Annotated in this window: 9 protein-coding genes; 2 read left to right on the top strand and 7 right to left on the bottom strand. The window is 72.0% G+C overall.

Annotation, left to right across the window (positions count from 1 at the left end):
- Positions 1-435: 435 nt before the first annotated feature.
- The gene (locus SMA5143A_RS35955) at positions 436-1,959 is read left to right on the top strand and encodes a glycoside hydrolase family 43 protein (protein WP_181362178.1); all 1,524 of its coding nucleotides are present in this window, start codon (positions 436-438) and stop codon (positions 1,957-1,959) included.
- Positions 1,960-2,070: 111 nt separating this feature from the next.
- Here SMA5143A_RS35955 and SMA5143A_RS35950 read toward each other — a convergent pair whose 3' ends face one another.
- From SMA5143A_RS35950 to SMA5143A_RS35940, 3 genes are all read right to left on the bottom strand, one after another.
- Positions 2,071-3,051, bottom strand: a complete 981-nt coding sequence (locus tag SMA5143A_RS35950) for a LacI family DNA-binding transcriptional regulator (protein WP_258193928.1) — start codon at positions 3,049-3,051, stop codon at positions 2,071-2,073.
- 193 nt (positions 3,052-3,244) lie between these two features.
- Positions 3,245-4,168 carry an anti-sigma factor RsbA family regulatory protein gene (locus SMA5143A_RS35945; RefSeq protein ID WP_375136586.1) on the bottom strand — a complete coding sequence of 308 codons (924 nt, stop codon included), beginning with the start codon at positions 4,166-4,168 and terminating at the stop codon, positions 3,245-3,247.
- 2 nt (positions 4,169-4,170) lie between these two features.
- Positions 4,171-4,530 (bottom strand): STAS domain-containing protein, encoded by a 360-nt coding sequence (locus tag SMA5143A_RS35940; protein ID WP_258193927.1) that lies wholly within the window; start codon positions 4,528-4,530, stop codon positions 4,171-4,173.
- Between the two features lie 231 nt (positions 4,531-4,761).
- On the opposite strand from SMA5143A_RS35940, the gene SMA5143A_RS35935 reads away from it, so the two are divergent.
- Positions 4,762-5,709, top strand: coding sequence for a hypothetical protein (locus SMA5143A_RS35935; protein ID WP_181362174.1), 948 nt, complete (start codon positions 4,762-4,764; stop codon positions 5,707-5,709).
- 85 nt (positions 5,710-5,794) lie between these two features.
- On the opposite strand, the gene SMA5143A_RS35930 is transcribed toward SMA5143A_RS35935, so the two are convergent.
- The 4 genes from SMA5143A_RS35930 to SMA5143A_RS35915 all read right to left on the bottom strand — a co-directional run bounded on the left by SMA5143A_RS35930 (position 5,795) and on the right by SMA5143A_RS35915 (position 15,183).
- The gene (locus SMA5143A_RS35930) at positions 5,795-8,176 is read right to left on the bottom strand and encodes a SpoIIE family protein phosphatase (protein ID WP_258193934.1); all 2,382 of its coding nucleotides are present in this window, start codon (positions 8,174-8,176) and stop codon (positions 5,795-5,797) included.
- A 241-nt stretch (positions 8,177-8,417) separates the two neighbouring features.
- Entirely contained in the window at positions 8,418-12,683 is a 4,266-nt protein-coding gene (locus SMA5143A_RS35925; protein ID WP_107467008.1) for a HAMP domain-containing protein, read from the bottom strand.
- 299 nt (positions 12,684-12,982) lie between these two features.
- Entirely contained in the window at positions 12,983-13,828 is an 846-nt protein-coding gene (locus SMA5143A_RS35920; protein ID WP_107467007.1) for a carbohydrate ABC transporter permease, read from the bottom strand.
- On the bottom strand, positions 13,825-15,183 hold the full coding sequence (locus SMA5143A_RS35915) for an ABC transporter permease (protein ID WP_107467006.1): 1,359 nt from the start codon (positions 15,181-15,183) through the stop codon (positions 13,825-13,827). Before SMA5143A_RS35915 ends, SMA5143A_RS35920 begins: the two co-directional genes overlap by 4 nt.
- Between the last annotated feature and the right edge of the window lies 1 nt (position 15,184).

Here is a 15,184-nt window from a genome sequence, read left to right as displayed (position 1 = left end):
CTCCGTCCGCGCGCGGTGCGCGGCGATCAGGGCCCGGTACCAGCGGTAGCTGTCCTTGGGCGTGCGGGTGAGGGTGTCGCAGGCGACGCGGACCAGGGCGGAGCAGTTCGGTGGGCGCGGCCGGCACGACCGGCCGGCCCTGGTGACCGATTGTCGAAGCGCATCGACGCTGCCACTCCTGCCGCTGACCTGTCAATTCCCGGGATGGAAGAAAGTTTCCTTGCCTCTGCCCTCTTGTTTCGCGTGAATTGCCTCATTACCTTCAGCAGCTATGTGAAGCGCTTCGACAGTACAGCTGGTGGGAGGCCGCCGCCATGAGCCGGAGGTTGCACCGCGGAAGCTTCGTACAGGCCGACGGCCCGTCACTGACCGGAGCGGCTCCCACGACCCGTCGAGAGGACCCACCGCGTGCCCCTGCCGCACCGATCGGACGCCATGTTCGCCAATCCCGTGATACCCGGCTTCCATCCCGACCCCAGCGTCTGCCGCGTCGGCGACGACTACTACCTCGCCTGCTCCAGCTTCGAGTACTTCCCCGGCGTCCCCCTCTTCCACAGCCGCGACCTGGTCCACTGGACCCAGATCGGCAACGCCCTGGACCGGCCGAGCCAGTTGCGCCTCCCCAGGGAGACCCCCGCCTCGGGCGGGATCTACGCCCCCACCCTGCGCCACCACGACGGCCGCTTCTGGCTGATCGTCACGAACGTCAGCGGTGACGGCAACCTGATCGTCACGGCCACCGACCCGGCGGGCCCCTGGTCGGACCCGGTGTGGGCGCCGGGCGTGCCCGGTATCGACCCCGACCTCGCCTGGGACGAGGACGGCACCTGCTGGTGCACGGTCGCCGGGGTCGCGCAGGTCCGTCTCGACCCGTCCACGGGGCAGACGTACGGCACACCACATCCGCTCTGGTCGGGCGGACCCGGCGCGAAGGCCCCGGAGGCACCGCACCTCTACCGCATCGGCGACCACTGGTACCTGCTCATCGCCGAGGGCGGCACCGAACGCTGCCACGGCGTCTCCATCGCCCGCGGCCCCTCCCCGACCGGCCCGTTCGAGCCCTGCCCAGACAACCCGATCCTCACCCACCGGGGCACCGACCACCCCATCCAGAACACCGGCCACGCCGACCTCGTCCAAGGCCCCGACGGCTCCTGGTGGATGGTCCTCCTCGGCGTACGACCCGGCGGCGGCACCCCCGGCTGGCACGTCCTCGGCCGCGAGACCTACCTCGCACCCGTCGAGTGGGTCGACGGCTGGCCGGTGGTCGGCGAGGTGCCGCTGGAGGCGCCCGCCCCCGACTGGCCGCTCTCCCCCGCCCCGGTCGAGGAACGGCGCGACGACTTCGACCTCGCCGAACTCCGACCCTGCTGGATCTCGCCACGGGACCGGCCCGCCGAGCACTACGGCACCAAGGAGCGCCCCGGCTGGCTGACCCTCCGGGCGCGCGGCGGCTCCCTGGACGAGCCGGACGTGGTGTTCGCCGGCCGCCGCCAGCAGCATCCGCGGTGCCGGGCACGCACGGTGGTCGACGCGGCCTCGGGGCGCGGTGGCCTCGCCGTACGCCTCGACGAGCGGCACCACTACGAGATCGAGGCGTCCGCCACGGAGGTCCGGGTGATCGCGCGCGTCGGCTCGCTGCGTACCGTCGTGGCCGCCCGGCCCCTGCCCGACGGGCCTGTCACGGTCCTCCGCGTGGAGGTCGGTGAACCGCCGGCCCCGCACGACGCGCGCACCGGGCCCGACGCGCTCGCCTTCGGCGTCGAGGCACCGGACGGCACGTTCACCGCGCTGGCGACGCTCGACGGCCGCTATCTGTCGACCGAGGTGGCCGGCGGTTTCACCGGCCGGGTCCTCGGCCTGTACGCCGCCGAAGGCACCGTCCACTTCGACTGGTTCGACTACGAGCAGCTCCCCCCTGAGGCGGACGCCGCCGAGGACGCGGCCCAGGACGACTGACCGGACGACTGACCGATGCCGTCGGGCCGGGGCGGCGCCATGCCCGCGGGCGGCGCGGTGGCTGAGGGAGACGAGGACATCGCTCAGGACGGCAGCAAGCGACCGCCCGGCTCACTGCTCCTTCGGCGGGGCCGTGCTCTCCCGGAGGGTCAGGGTGGTCGCGATCTCCAGCCCGACCTGCGGTAGTTCCTCACCGCGACCGAGGGCGAGCGCCAGTTCGGTCGCGGCGGTCGCCATCTCGGCGAGGGGCTGGTGGACGGTGGTCAGGGGCGGATCCAGCCAGGCCACGGCCGGTACGTCGTCGAACCCCACCACGCTGAGATCGTCCGGGACGCGCAAACCGAGTTCACGGGCGGCCTGGTAGACGCCGACCGCCTGCATGTCGTTCGCGGTGAACACGGCGGTGGGCCGGTCGGGCCGGGACAACAACTCCCGTGCGGCCGCCTGCCCGTGCTCACGGGTCAGCTGGGTCTTGACCACCAGGCGGGGGTCCACCGGCAGGTCGGCCTCCGCGAGAGCGGACGTGTAGCCGGACAGCCGGGCGAGGCAGAAGGCGTGGTCGGGCCCGCTGATCATCGCGATGCGCCGGTGTCCGAGTCCGATGAGGTGCCGGGTCGCCGCCTGACCGCCCCGCCAGTTGGTGGCGCCCACGAACGGCACGTCGTCGGGCAGCTCGTCGATCGGGTCGAGGACGACGAACGGAATGCCCCGCGCCCTCAGTTGCTCGCGCTCCGCCTCGGAGAGCTGCGCCACCGACAGGACGCACCGGGGGCGCCGGCCGACGGTGTCGTCGATGGTCGTGCCGGAGGTGTCATGGAGCCCGAACTCCGACACCAGCACGCCGATCCGGTTCTTCCGGGCCACCCGTTCGACCCCGCGGATGATCTCCACGGCCCACATGCTCTCCAGTTCGCGGAAGACCAGCTCCACGAGGTTGCTGCGGTTCTTGGGAGGCTTGCGGTAGCCGTGCTGGAGGATCAGCCGCTCCACGCGCGCCCGTGTCTCGTCCGACACCCCGGAGCGGCCGTTGAGCACCTTCGACACGGTGGGTACGGAGACGCCCGCGGACTCGGCGATGTAGGCGATCGTCACCGATACGGGCCCCTCGCCGCGTCCCCCGTGGTCCTCCGTCGAAGGTTGTCCCGCTCGGTTGTCCGGCACGGTCGCCCTCTCCCCTCCCCTGGCCTGCTGCCCCGCCATTCTGGCACCCCGCCCCGGGGAACCGGTGATCGTCCGGCGCGCGGCGACCGCGCCCCGTCGGCGGCCGGCGACCGGCGGTCAGCGGTCAGCGGTCGAGGTGGAAGCGGACGGTGGTGCCGTCGGGCGCCGTGTGGAGGCGGACGAGGTCGGTGATGTGGTGGACCAGCAGCAGACCGCGTCCGCCCAGTTGGTCGCGTGCCGGGGGCCTGCGGCCGGCCAGGGGGTCGGTCAGCCGCCCGAGGTCGTGGACCTCACAGACGATCTGCTCGCCCTCGGCCCAGATCCGCAGCGTCCCCGATCCACCGCCGTGCACCACGGAGTTGGTGGTCAGCTCCGCGACCGCCAGCGTCAGATCCTGTATCCGCGCCTCGGTCAGGCCGAGCCGCCGGGCCTCCCGCACCGCGAACGCGCGGGCCCACGGCAGCGCTTCCGCGTCGAACGGCAGGGCCGCCGCTCCGGGCGGGCCGGTGAGGGGCTCGTTGTAGCGGGCGACGACCTGCTCGGGAGCGTAGGCGGCGCTGGGCCGTTCGACACCGGAGTCGATGACGACGGGATGCGTGGCTCGGGCGTCGGCGAGCACCACCGGGGTCAGGGCGTCCGCGTCGTACGGGCAGAGGATCGTCACCGCTCGGCCCTCGAAGGCCGTGTTGATGAGGGCCTCGTGCTGGACGCACGCCGGGTACTCCGCCGCCGAGCGGCCGGCCCAGATCGGCTCCCCGATGATCCTCACCCGGCCGTCCGGGTGGGCGTCGGCGAAGGCGCGCAGGACGCCGGGGATGATCCGCCCGGGATTGCGGCCCGCCCGCGTCATGTCGAGGAACTCGACCCCGGCGGCGTCGGCGCCCAGCCCGGCCTCGATGAGCGCGAGGCGGGGGCCCGGTACGGCGACCGCGACGGCCTCCCCGGCGGCCAGGCCGTCCCGGAGGAACGGCACGGTGCCCGCCAGGTACTGCTCCTCACCGCGGTAGAACAGCGCGGGGTGCGTGAAAGGTCCTCTGTCGGCGGCCATGGTCATCGCTCCGCCACCTCGATCGCCGCGAGGCCGGGCCAGAACAGGTCGAGGATGCGTGTCAGCTCCGGCGGCGGACGGTGCACGACGATACGGCCGGCGGTCAGTCGCTGCGCGGTGAGCGCCAGCACCGCGGCGCCGCCCACGTCGATGGACATCAGCCCCGACAACTCCACGTGGGAGACGTCTCCATGGGTGCTCGCCACCTTCTTCAGGGCCTGTTCCCAGGACGGACGGGTGATCACGTTGATCTCTCCAGCGGCACGGATACCGGGACGGCCGGACAGCGAACGGATCTCCAGCGCGGCGTCCCCGGGTCGCGCTGCCGGGACCCTCCCGTCCTCGCCGTCGGCGGCATCCACGTTCCCTCCCCGTGTCGGGTGCCGGGGGACGACGTTCCCCCGTGTCGCCGCTCACCGCGTCTCCGGAAACGACGGACCAAATGACACGTCATCGTATAACCCACCGGTCGACCGGGCCTCTGATTCCGTGCCCGGTGTTTAGGGGTGGGCTTTCGGGACAGTCCAGTGCCTGTCATGGACACAGGGGTTCGAGCGCCCGGTGGGGCGATCGATCGACGGAGGGGGAACAACGTGCTCACCCACACAGGACGGTGGCGCCGCTTATTCGGCGCCCTGACGGGCGTGGCCGTCGTGCTCGGGCTCATGGCGGGGGCGGCGCGGCCCGCCGCGGCGGCCGGCGGTACGCCCCGGCCCGTGACCGCCTACCGCCACACCAGCGAGGCCGGCGACTGGATCGGGCAGGGCTCCACCGTCGCGTACACCCCGTCCACGGCGAGCATCACCGTCGAGGGCGCTCTGGAGGTCGTACGGTTCCGGGTCGAGAACGACAGCGCGTGGTGGGACGTGGTGCTCGCCGCCCCGCGCGGCGAGAAACTGCACCCCGGCGTCTACCGCAACGCGGAGCGGGCGCACTCCGCGACAGGCCGGGCCCCCGGCCTCGACGTGAACGGACAGCACCGCGGCTGCAACGTGGTGTACGGGCAGTTCGCCGTCCACCAGATCGAGGCCGACGCCTCCGGGGACATCACCCTGCTGGACGCCACCTACACCCAGCGCTGCGAGTCCCCGGACGCCCCCGCGCTCAAGGGTGTCGTCAAGTACCGCGCGTACCCGCTGTCGTTCACCTACGCCAGCGAGCCGGGCGACTACCCCGGCCAGGGCCGCTCGGGCACCCACACGGGGGCCACGAGCGTCTTCGCACTGCGGGAGTGGGGCGTCGGCGGCCTGTCCTGGGACGCGTCCGGCAAACGGGAGAGGTGGTCGGCGCTGCTCGTCCCGCCCACCGGCGAACGCTTCGAGGCGGGGCGCACCTACCGCACCGAACGCGGCAGCGGCCCCGGAGTCGCCGACCTCGACGTGTCGGGCTTCGGCGGCTGCAACCGCAGCCACGGCACCCTGACCCTCACCAGGCTGGCCCGGGACACCGACGGCACGGTCACCGCCTTCGCCGCCACGTTCGAACAGCACTGCGAGGGAGCCGAGCCCGCGCTGCGCGGGACGATCCACTACTACGCCTGACCGCACGGAACGGCGCGGACCCGCGGGGCACCCCCGGGTCCGCGCCGTCGGCGCCCGGCCCCCGAGGGCCCGGCGCGTCGCACGTTCAGTCGACCCGCACGCCCACGATGCAGGTGTCGTCGTCCGTGTCGGACTTGCTGTAGGTGAGCAGGCGGTCCAGTTGCTGGTCGAGCGTGGGCGGGACCGTGCTCGCGGCCGTCAGCAACTGGGCCAGCGACTCCTCCACGGAACGGTCACGGCGTTCGATCAGACCGTCCGTGTACATCAACAAGGTGTCGTCGACGGCCAGTTGGAGTTCGTGCTCCTCGTACGTCGCCTCCGGTACGGCGCCGAGCAGCAGGCCCTTGACCAGGGGCAGCGGTGCCGCCTCGCCGTCGCGCACCAGGACGGGCGGCAGATGGCCGGCCCGCGCCCAGCGCAGGGTACGGACCTCGGGGTCGTACAGGCCGCAGACCGCCGTGGCGGTGACGGCGCCGTTCAGATGGTGGGCCACCATGTTGAGCCAGGACAGCAGTTGGGCCGGTCCCGCTCCCGTCACGGCGAGACCGCGCAGCGCGTTGCGCAGGACGACCATGCTGGTGGCCGCCTCGATGCCGTGTCCGGCGACGTCCCCGACGCACAGCAGCACCAGCCGGGACGGCAGCACGACCGCGTCGTACCAGTCGCCGCCGACCAGGTTCTGCGTCTCCGCGGGCCGGTAGCGGACGGCCACCCGCAGTCCGGGCGCCTCCAGGGGGGCCTGCGCGGGGGGCATGATCGCGTGCTGGAGCTGGAGGGTCAGCCGGTTGCGTTCGCTCGCCTGCTGCTCGGTGTGGGCGAGCTGGTCCCGGGTCGCGGCGAGGGCGACCTCCGTCCAGTGGTGGGCGGAGATGTCCTGGTAGGCGCCCCGTACGACGAACAGCCGGCCGTCGGAGTCGAGGACCGGTTCGGCCACCACGCGGATGTGCCGGGTGACGCCGTCGGGCCGCTGGAGCCGAAACGCCGTGGACGCGGGGCGGCGGTGGTGCAGCAGGGTGCGCAGGAACCTGCCGATGGCGACGGCGTCGTCGGGGTGGGCGTGGGCGGGCAGTTGCTCCAGCGGGACCGGGCCGCCGACGGCGGGTTTGCCATAGAGGCTGTAGAGCTGCCCGTTCCAGGTGATCTCACCGGTGAGGAGGTTCTCCTCGAAGCCGCCGATACGGCCGAGGCGCTGGGCGTGCTGGAGCAGGCTCGCCAGGCGCGCCGTCTCGTCCTCTATCCGCCAGATGAGCAGGACGCTGCCCCCGTGGCGGCTGATGTTGACATCGGCGACCGCGGCCAGCGGCACGTCGTCCACGAGCGCGGTGAGCCGCATGCGGTGCGCGCGGAACGGCTCACCCGTGGCGTAGACCCGTTCGACCTGGCCGAAGAGTTCGCTGTCGCCGGCGGCCATCGGGTAGGCCTCCAGCAGCAGGGCGCCGTTGACGACGCCGCGGGGCCGGCCGGCCGGGTCGAGGAAGCGCCGGTTGACGTGGTGGATGCGGAAGTCGACCAGTTCCCCGTCGGCGTCCAGGTGCGGGACGAGCACCAGCGCGGGGTCGTGGAGGCCGTCGGCCAGGTCCATCAGCTCGGCGACGGCCGGCAGGACGCCGGGCCGGGTGTCGCCGTCGGGTCGGCGCGGGACGTACGTCTCCAGCGTGTGAGCGCACAGCTCCGCCAGGGCCTCCACCTGGCGGACGATCTGCGGGGGTTGGGGCTCCAGCCGTGTGGGCCAGACGATCTCCAGCACGCCGTGGATACGGCCGCCGGTGCCCGCGGGGAGGGCGACGCGGCCTCCGTCGGGGTGGTGGTGCTGGCCGATGGACGGCAGCCCCGTCTCCGACAGACAGCCGATCCACTGGCCCGTCCGCTCGCCGAGTCCGCGGCGTGCCACGGTCGCCACGCCCGGCGGCACATACCGCCAGCGGCCGGCCTCCGCCGCCGAGAACCCGGCGCTGCCCGCCAGGGTGAGGGAGCCGTCGGCGTCCAGCGCCCAGATGGCGACGGCCTCCGCGCCGAGCGGTGTCAGGGCGTGTTCGAGCAGGGAGTCGGCGACGGCCTGCGCGTCGTCCGCGGCCAGCGCCCCGCTCTCGGCGGTCCGCAGCCGTACGGCGAAGGAGTCGCGCCCCGCGTCGGTGGTGTCGCCGCGGTGCGCGGTGGTCGCGAGGAACGCGGTCGTCACCTCCGAGAGCCGGTCGCGCGAGGCCTGGTTGATGACCTCGACGGCGAACTCCAGGGGGGTCACGCCCGCCTGTTCGGTCAGCTCGGCGAGCTGCCGTGCCGCCTGGGCCGGCCCGCAGTGGAGGCGTTCGACGAGGATGCCCTTGGCCAGCTCGACCAGGGCGCGTCCGTCGGCCTCCGCCTGGGCGGCCTGCACCTCGCGGCGCAGGCGCTCGACGGTCGCGGCGAGCCGTCCGACCGGGGAGGACTGTCCTGTGCCGTCCTCGTCGTCCGGGCCGGTGACGGCCACCGCGTCACCGTCCGGGAACTGGCCGGCGGGGGTCCGGGCGACGGTCGTCCCGGCGGCGGGGCCGGTGGCGAGCAGATCGGTGCCCGCCGGCCGGTCGGCGGCGGACGGCTCGCCCGTCGGGGCGCCGGGGTCCGGCGGGTCGGTGGGCTGGTGGAGGTTGCTCACGGTTGGCCTGTTCCTGGGCTCGGGCGTCCGGGGACGCCAGGCGGTCGGCTGGTGCGCGCGGCGGGGCGGTCCCCCGTCACGTGGACAACCAGCGTCGGACGCGGCCGATGAGGTCGTTGGTGTCGACGGGCTTGGTGACGTAGTCGTTGGCGCCCGACGCGAGACTCTTCTCCTGGTCGCCGGGCATGGCCTTGGCGGTGACGGCGATGATGGGCAGCTCGGCGTACCGGTCCATCGCGCGGATCTCCGCGGTGGCGGTGTAGCCGTCCATCTCCGGCATCATCACGTCCATCAGGACGAGTGAGATGTCGGGGTGGGCGAGCAGCATCTCGATGCCCTTGCGGCCGTTGTCGGCGTGCAGGACCTGGAAGCCGTGCAGTTCGAGGACCCCGCTGAGGGCGAAGAGGTTGCGCGCGTCGTCGTCGACCACGAGCACGGTACGGCCCAGGAAGGCGTCGTCGACGACCTCGGCGGCCGGGCGCTGAAGGTCGTCGCCCCGGACCAGGGACAGCACGTCGCCCGGCTCCTCGGCGGACAGGTGCAGGGTGATCCGTTCGCGGAGTTCGTCGAGGCTGGACAGGAAGTCCAGCGGGCGGCTCTCCGCGCGGGAGCGCAGCGTCTGCTCCTGCGCCAGGTCCACGCGGTGCCCGGTGTGCACGAGGACGGGCACGCTGGCGAGTGCCGAGTCGCCTTCCATGGCCTCCAGCAGCCGGGCGCCCTCGCCGTCGGGCATGCCGAGTTCCAGGACGACGCAGTGGCAGGGGTCGGCGGCCAGGGTGCTGGCCGCTTCCTGCGCGCCCACCGCCGTGATGATGTCGATGGCGCCGAGCGGGTCGTCGGGGTCGGGCGCGATGTCCGCGACGGCGCGTTCGGCGACGAGGGTCAGCAGCCCGCGGGGCCGTTCCTCGACGACGAGGAGGCGCCGCCTGCGCCGTTCCGCGGTCACGGTGGGAGCGGTGTCCGGCCGGGGGGCCGGGGGCAGTTCGGCGGTGTCCGACTGCTCCAGGGGCCGGGCGCCGCCCGCGAGGACGTCCTCGAAGTCGGCGCGCGCCACGGGGAGGTAGAGCGTGAAGGTGCTGCCCTGACCGGGTGTGCTGTCGACGGTGACGGCGCCGCCCAGCAGGTGGGCGATCTCCCGGGTGATCGACAGGCCGAGGCCGGTGCCGCCGTACTTGCGGCTGGTGGTGCCGTCCGCCTGCTGGAACGCGCCGAAGATCGCCTCCAGTTGCTGCTGGGGGATGCCGATGCCGGTGTCCTTCACCCGGAAGGCCACCACGGGGCCGCCGCGGAGGACACCGAGGGGCACCTCCCGGTCGGCGGCGGGCTCGATGCGCAGTTCGACACTTCCCTGTTCGGTGAACTTCACCGCGTTGGAGAGCAGGTTGCGCAGGATCTGCCGCAGCCGGGAGTCGTCGGTGAGCAGGTCGGCCGGGGTGCCGGGTGCGGTGGCCACCGTGAAGTTGAGGCTCTTCTGCGTCGTCATCGGCCGGAACGTCGCCTCGACGTACTCCAGCAGCTTGCGCAGCGGGACCCGTTCGGGGGTGACGTCCATCTTGCCGGCCTCGACCTTCGACAGGTCGAGGATGTCGTTGATCAGCTGGAGCAGGTCCGAGCCGGCCGAGTGGATGATGCCCGCGTACTCGACCTGCTTGGGGGTGAGGTTGCGGGAGGGGTTCTGTGCGAGCAGCTGGGCGAGGATCAGCAGGCTGTTGAGCGGGGTGCGCAGTTCATGGCTCATGTTGGCCAGGAACTCCGACTTGTACTTGGACGCGAGCGCCAGTTCCTGGGCGCGGGTCTCCAGTTCCTGCCGGGCCTGTTCGATCTCCAGGTTCTTGGCCTCGATGTCGCGGTTCTGCGAGGCGAGCAGCGACGCCTTCTCCTCCAGTTCGGCGTTGGAGCGCTGGAGTTCGTCCTGCTGCACCTGCAACTCGGCGGAGCGGGCCTGGAGTTCCGCGGTGAGCCGCTGGGACTCGTCCAGCAGTTCGTCGGTGCGGGCGTTGGCCACGATGGTGTTGAGGTTGACGCCGATGGTGGGCATCAGCTGGGCGAGGAAGTCCTGGTGGATCTGGGTGAAGCGGGTGACGGAGCCCAGTTCGATGACGCCGAGGACCTGGTCCTCGACCACGATGGGCAGCACCACCAGGGCGCTGGGCTCGGCCTGTCCGAGACCGGAGGAGATGGTGACGTAGCCCGGCGGCAGTTCCTCGACGCTGATGGGCCGGCGGTTGCGCGCGGCCTGCCCGACGAGGGAGCGTCCCACGGGGATGCGGTCGGGCCGGTCGGTGTCGTCGGGGTAGCCGTACGAGCCGACGAGCCGCAGCTCGGGGCCTCGGGTGGTGTCCTCGGCGAGGTAGAAGGCGCCGTACTGCGCCGAGACCAGGGGCGAGAGTTCGTCCATGATCAGTTCGGCGACGACGGGCAGCTCGCGGTGGCCCTGCATGAGGCCGGAGATCCGGGCGAGGTTGGTCTTCAGCCAGTCCTGCTCCTGGTTGGCCCGCGTGGTCTCGCGCAGGGACTCCACCATGGAGTTGATGTTGTCCTTGAGGTCGGCGACCTCACCCGACGCCTCGACGGTGATGGAGCGGGTCAGGTCGCCCTCGGCGACGGCGCTGGTGACCTCGGCGATCGCGCGGACCTGACGGGTGAGGTTCCCGGCGAGTTCGTTGACGTTCTCCGTCAGCCGCTTCCAGGTGCCCTCGACGCCCTCGACCTCGGCCTGTCCGCCGAGCCGGCCCTCGCTGCCGACCTCGCGGGCGACACGGGTGACCTCGGCGGCGAAGGACGACAGCTGGTCGACCATCGTGTTGATGGTGGTCTTCAGCTCCAGGATCTCCCCGCGCGCGTCGACGTCGATCTTCTTCGACAGGTCGCCGTTGGCGACGGCGGTGGTCACGAGGGCGATGTTGCGGACCTGGCCGGTGAGGTTGTTGGCCATCGAGTTGACGTTGTCGGTGAGGTCCTTCCAGGTGCCGGCGACGTTCGGGACGTGCGCCTGGCCCCCGAGGCGTCCCTCGGTGCCGACCTCGCGGGCGACGCGGGTGACCTCGTCGGCGAAGGCGGAGAGGGTGTCGACCATCGTGTTGATGACGTCCGCGAGGGCGGCGACCTCGCCCTTGGCCTCGACGGTGATCTTCTGCGAGAGGTCGCCGCGGGCGACGGCGGTGGCGACCTGGGCGATGGAGCGGACCTGGCCGGTCAGGTTGGACGCCATCACGTTGACGTTGTCCGTGAGGTCCTTCCAGGTGCCCGAGACGCCCCGGACGATGGCCTGTCCGCCCAGGTTGCCCTCGGTGCCGACCTCGCGGGCCACGCGGGTCACCTCGTCGGCGAACGCGGAGAGCTGGTCGACCATCGTGTTGATGGTGTTCTTCAGCTCCAGGATCTCCCCGCGCGCGTCCACGGTGATCTTCTGCGACAGGTCGCCCTGCGCCACCGCCGTGGCGACCTGGGCGACGTTGCGGACCTGCGCGGTGAGGTTGCCCGCCATGAAGTTCACGGAGTCGGTGAGGTCGCGCCAGGTGCCCTTGACGCCCTTGACGTCGGCCTGGCCGCCGAGGCGTCCCTCGGTGCCGACCTCGCGGGCCACGCGGGTCACCTCGTCGGCGAAGCCGGAGAGCTGGTCGACCATCGTGTTGATGGTGTTCTTCAGCTCCAGGATCTCCCCGCGCGCGTCCACGGTGATCTTCTGCGACAGGTCGCCCTGCGCCACCGCCGTGGTCACCTGGGCGACATTGCGGACCTGCGAGGTGAGGTTGCCCGCCATGAAGTTGACCGAGTCGGTCAGGTCGCGCCAGACGCCGGCGACGCCGGGCACCTGCGCCTGGCCGCCGAGGCGTCCCTCGCTGCCGACCTCGCGGGCGACGCGGGTGACCTCGTCGGCGAACGACGACAGCTGGTCGACCATCGTGTTGACGGTCTCCTTCAGCTGGAGGATCTCGCCGCGCGCGTCGACGTCGATCTTCTGCGACAGGTCGCCCTTGGCGACCGCGGTCGCCACCTGGGCGATGTCGCGCACCTGCGTGGTCAGGTTGCCGGCCATGGCGTTGACCGAGTCGGTCAGGTCCGCCCAGGTGCCCGAGACCCCCGGCACCTCGGCCTGACCGCCGAGCGTGCCCTCGGTGCCCACCTCGCGCGCGACGCGGGTGACCTCCGAGGTGAACACGGACAGCTGGTCCACCATGCCGTTGAAGACCGTGGCGATGTCACCCAGCAGGCCGTCGCCGTCGGACGGCAGCCGGGTGCCGAAGTCACCGTCCCGTACGGCGGTCAGTCCGGCCAGCAACTGCCGCAGTTCCTGCTCGCCCGGGGCCCGGTCGGTGGCCTCGATCGTCTTGCCGCTCATGCGCACCCTCGTTCCGCTCCCCTAGAGCCCTCACCCCGAGGACTCGGAACCCGCGCCGGGCCCCTGGCGAGGCCCGCTCCTCCTCGGCATTCCCGCAGTTCACGGATGAGCCGGATGGGAAAATCCGGTGAAGGTTAACTCAGTTGTCGCGCCACGACCAAAGCCTCGTACGGACATCTCGGCCGCCACGAAAAGACCCTGCGCCGGGGGGCATACATCGAGGAACAAGGGGCACTCGGCGTGGTTCGGCCCGGTCGTCCGGCCGGCGCCGGAGCCGCGCCGCCGGCGGCCTCGGGGCGCTATTTGACCGACCCTGCCATGACCCCCTGCACGAAGTGCCGCTGGAAGGCGAAGAACACGACCACGGGCACGATCAGCGACAGGAACGCGCCCGGCGCCAGCACGTCGATGTTGCTGCCGAACTGGCGGATCTGTGACTGGAGCTCCACCGTCAGCGGCTGGGAGGAGCTGTCGGCGAACAGCAGCGCCACCAGCATGTCGTTCCACACCCACAGGAACTGGAAGATGGCGAGGCTCGCGAGCGCCGGCCGTCCCACCGGCAGGACGAGCCGGGTGAAGATGCGCCATTCCGTTCCCCCGTCCATCCGGGCCGCCTCCAGCATCTCCTTCGGGATCTCCGCGAAGTAGTTGCGCAGCAGGAACACGGCGAACGGCAGCCCGTAGGAGACGTGGAAGAGGACGACACCCGGGATCGTGCCGAACAGCCCGAGCTGGCCGAAGAGTTTCGCCACCGGCAGCAGACCGATCTGCACCGGCACCACCAGCAGGGCGACGACCAGCAGGAACAGGGTGTCACGGCCGGGGAAGTCCAGCCAGGCGAAGGCGTACCCGGCGAGCGCGGCGATCACCACCACGAGCACCGTCGTGGGTACGGAGATCAGCACCGTGTTCCAGAACGCCTGGGTGATCCCCGCGTTCTCCAGCAGCGCCGCGTAGTTGTCGAAGGACAGCTGCCCGGGGCTGGTGAACGTCGTCCACCAGCCGCCCCGGGCGGTGTCCTCGGCGGACCGCAGGGACGACAGGAGCAGTCCGGCCAGCGGGGTGAGCCAGATCAGCCCGATGACCACCAGGAAGGCCTGGACCAGGCTGTTGCCCAGTCCGCGCCGGAGCGCACCGAGATTCATCGCTGACTCCCTCGGAATCGACGGACGTTGAAGACCATGGCCGGGATCACCAGCAGCAGGAGCAGGACCCCGAGGGCGCTGCCCAGACCCTGGTTGTTGCCGCCGCCGAAGGACACCAGCCACATCTGGGTGGCCAGCACGGTCGCGTCCTCCTGCACCGGTCCGGGCGCGATGATGTAGACGAGGTCGAACACCTTCATCACGTTGATGACGAGGGTCACGAAGACCACGGTCAGCACGGGCGCGAGCAGGGGCACGGTGATCCGGCGGAACACCTGCCACTCGTTGGCCCCGTCCATGCGCGCCGCCTCCAGGGTGTCCCGGGGCAGGGTGGACAGGCCCGCGCCGATGAGCACCATGGCGAAGCCGGTCCAGATCCACAGGTAGGCGCCGATGATCGCGGGTGTGACGAGCGCCGGGCCGAGCCAGGAGACGCCGTCGTAGGGCGGGGCGAAGTTGGAGCCGGGGAGCGCGACGGTGTACGTGCCGTCGGCGAGGCCGGCGAAGCGGAAGGAGCCGTCGGCCCCGGTGGTCGTGCTCGCGACCGCCTTCCCGTCGCGCACCGCCTCGACGGTCATCCGGGGCAGTCCGCTCTCCTCGGGGTCGACCCGGCCGGGCTCTCCGCCCCCGCCGCGGGTGAAGTCGAGGTAGACGACGCCGCGCAGTTCCCCGGGCGCCGCCTCGCGGTCGGCCGCCGTACGGGCCGGCCGGGCGCCCTCGGGCAGGTCCTTGGGGGCGACGCCGACCAGGCCGAGGGAGACCGTGTCGCCGGGCGACACCGTCGTGCTGGTGCGGTAGGAGCCGTCGGCGCCCGCGCTGAGGCCCTGGCCGTCACGGGCGCGGGCCGTCGGGTACGACGAGGAGCCCTGGAAGGCGTCGTGGACGCCGACCACCGCCGCGTTCAGGACGCCCTTGTCGGGGTCCTCGTCGTAGGCGAGCCGGAAGATGATGCCGGCGGCGAGGAAGGAGACGGCCATCGGCATGAAGAGGAGCAGTTTGAACGCGGTGGCCCAGCGGACCTTCTCGACGAGCACCGCGAGGATCAGCCCGAGCCCGGTCAGCAGGGCCGGCGCCACCACGACCCAGATCGCGGTGTTGCGGACCGCCTTGAGGGTGGCCGGGTCGCGGAACATCTCGGTGTAGTTCTCGCCGCCGACGAACCGGGTGCCGGTGGCGTCGAAGAGGCTGCGGCCCACGGAGAACAGCACGGGGTAGACGACGAGGGCGCCGAGCAGGAGCAGGGCGGGGAAGACGAAGAGGAGGGCGACGATCCGGCCCCGCCGCCGGGCGCGCCGCTGACGCGCGGCGGGTTCGGCGGCGGGGGGAACGGCCACCTTCGTGGCAGTGGCGGTCATC

Source organism: Streptomyces sp. MA5143a (assembly GCF_900290235.1).
Taxonomy (GTDB): Bacteria; Actinomycetota; Actinomycetes; order Streptomycetales; family Streptomycetaceae; genus Streptomyces.
This window is presented reverse-complemented; position numbering and strand designations above follow the sequence as displayed.

Coding starts and splice junctions, on each gene's coding strand:
- SMA5143A_RS35920 (WP_107467007.1), bottom strand. CDS start 13,828: ATGAATCTCGGTGCGCTCCGGCGCGGACTGGGCAACAGCCTGGTCCAG.
- SMA5143A_RS35925 (WP_107467008.1), bottom strand. CDS start 12,683: ATGAGCGGCAAGACGATCGAGGCCACCGACCGGGCCCCGGGCGAGCAG.
- SMA5143A_RS35955 (WP_181362178.1), top strand. CDS start 436: ATGTTCGCCAATCCCGTGATACCCGGCTTCCATCCCGACCCCAGCGTC.
- SMA5143A_RS35945 (WP_375136586.1), bottom strand. CDS start 4,168: ATGGCCGCCGACAGAGGACCTTTCACGCACCCCGCGCTGTTCTACCGC.
- SMA5143A_RS35915 (WP_107467006.1), bottom strand. CDS start 15,183: ATGACCGCCACTGCCACGAAGGTGGCCGTTCCCCCCGCCGCCGAACCC.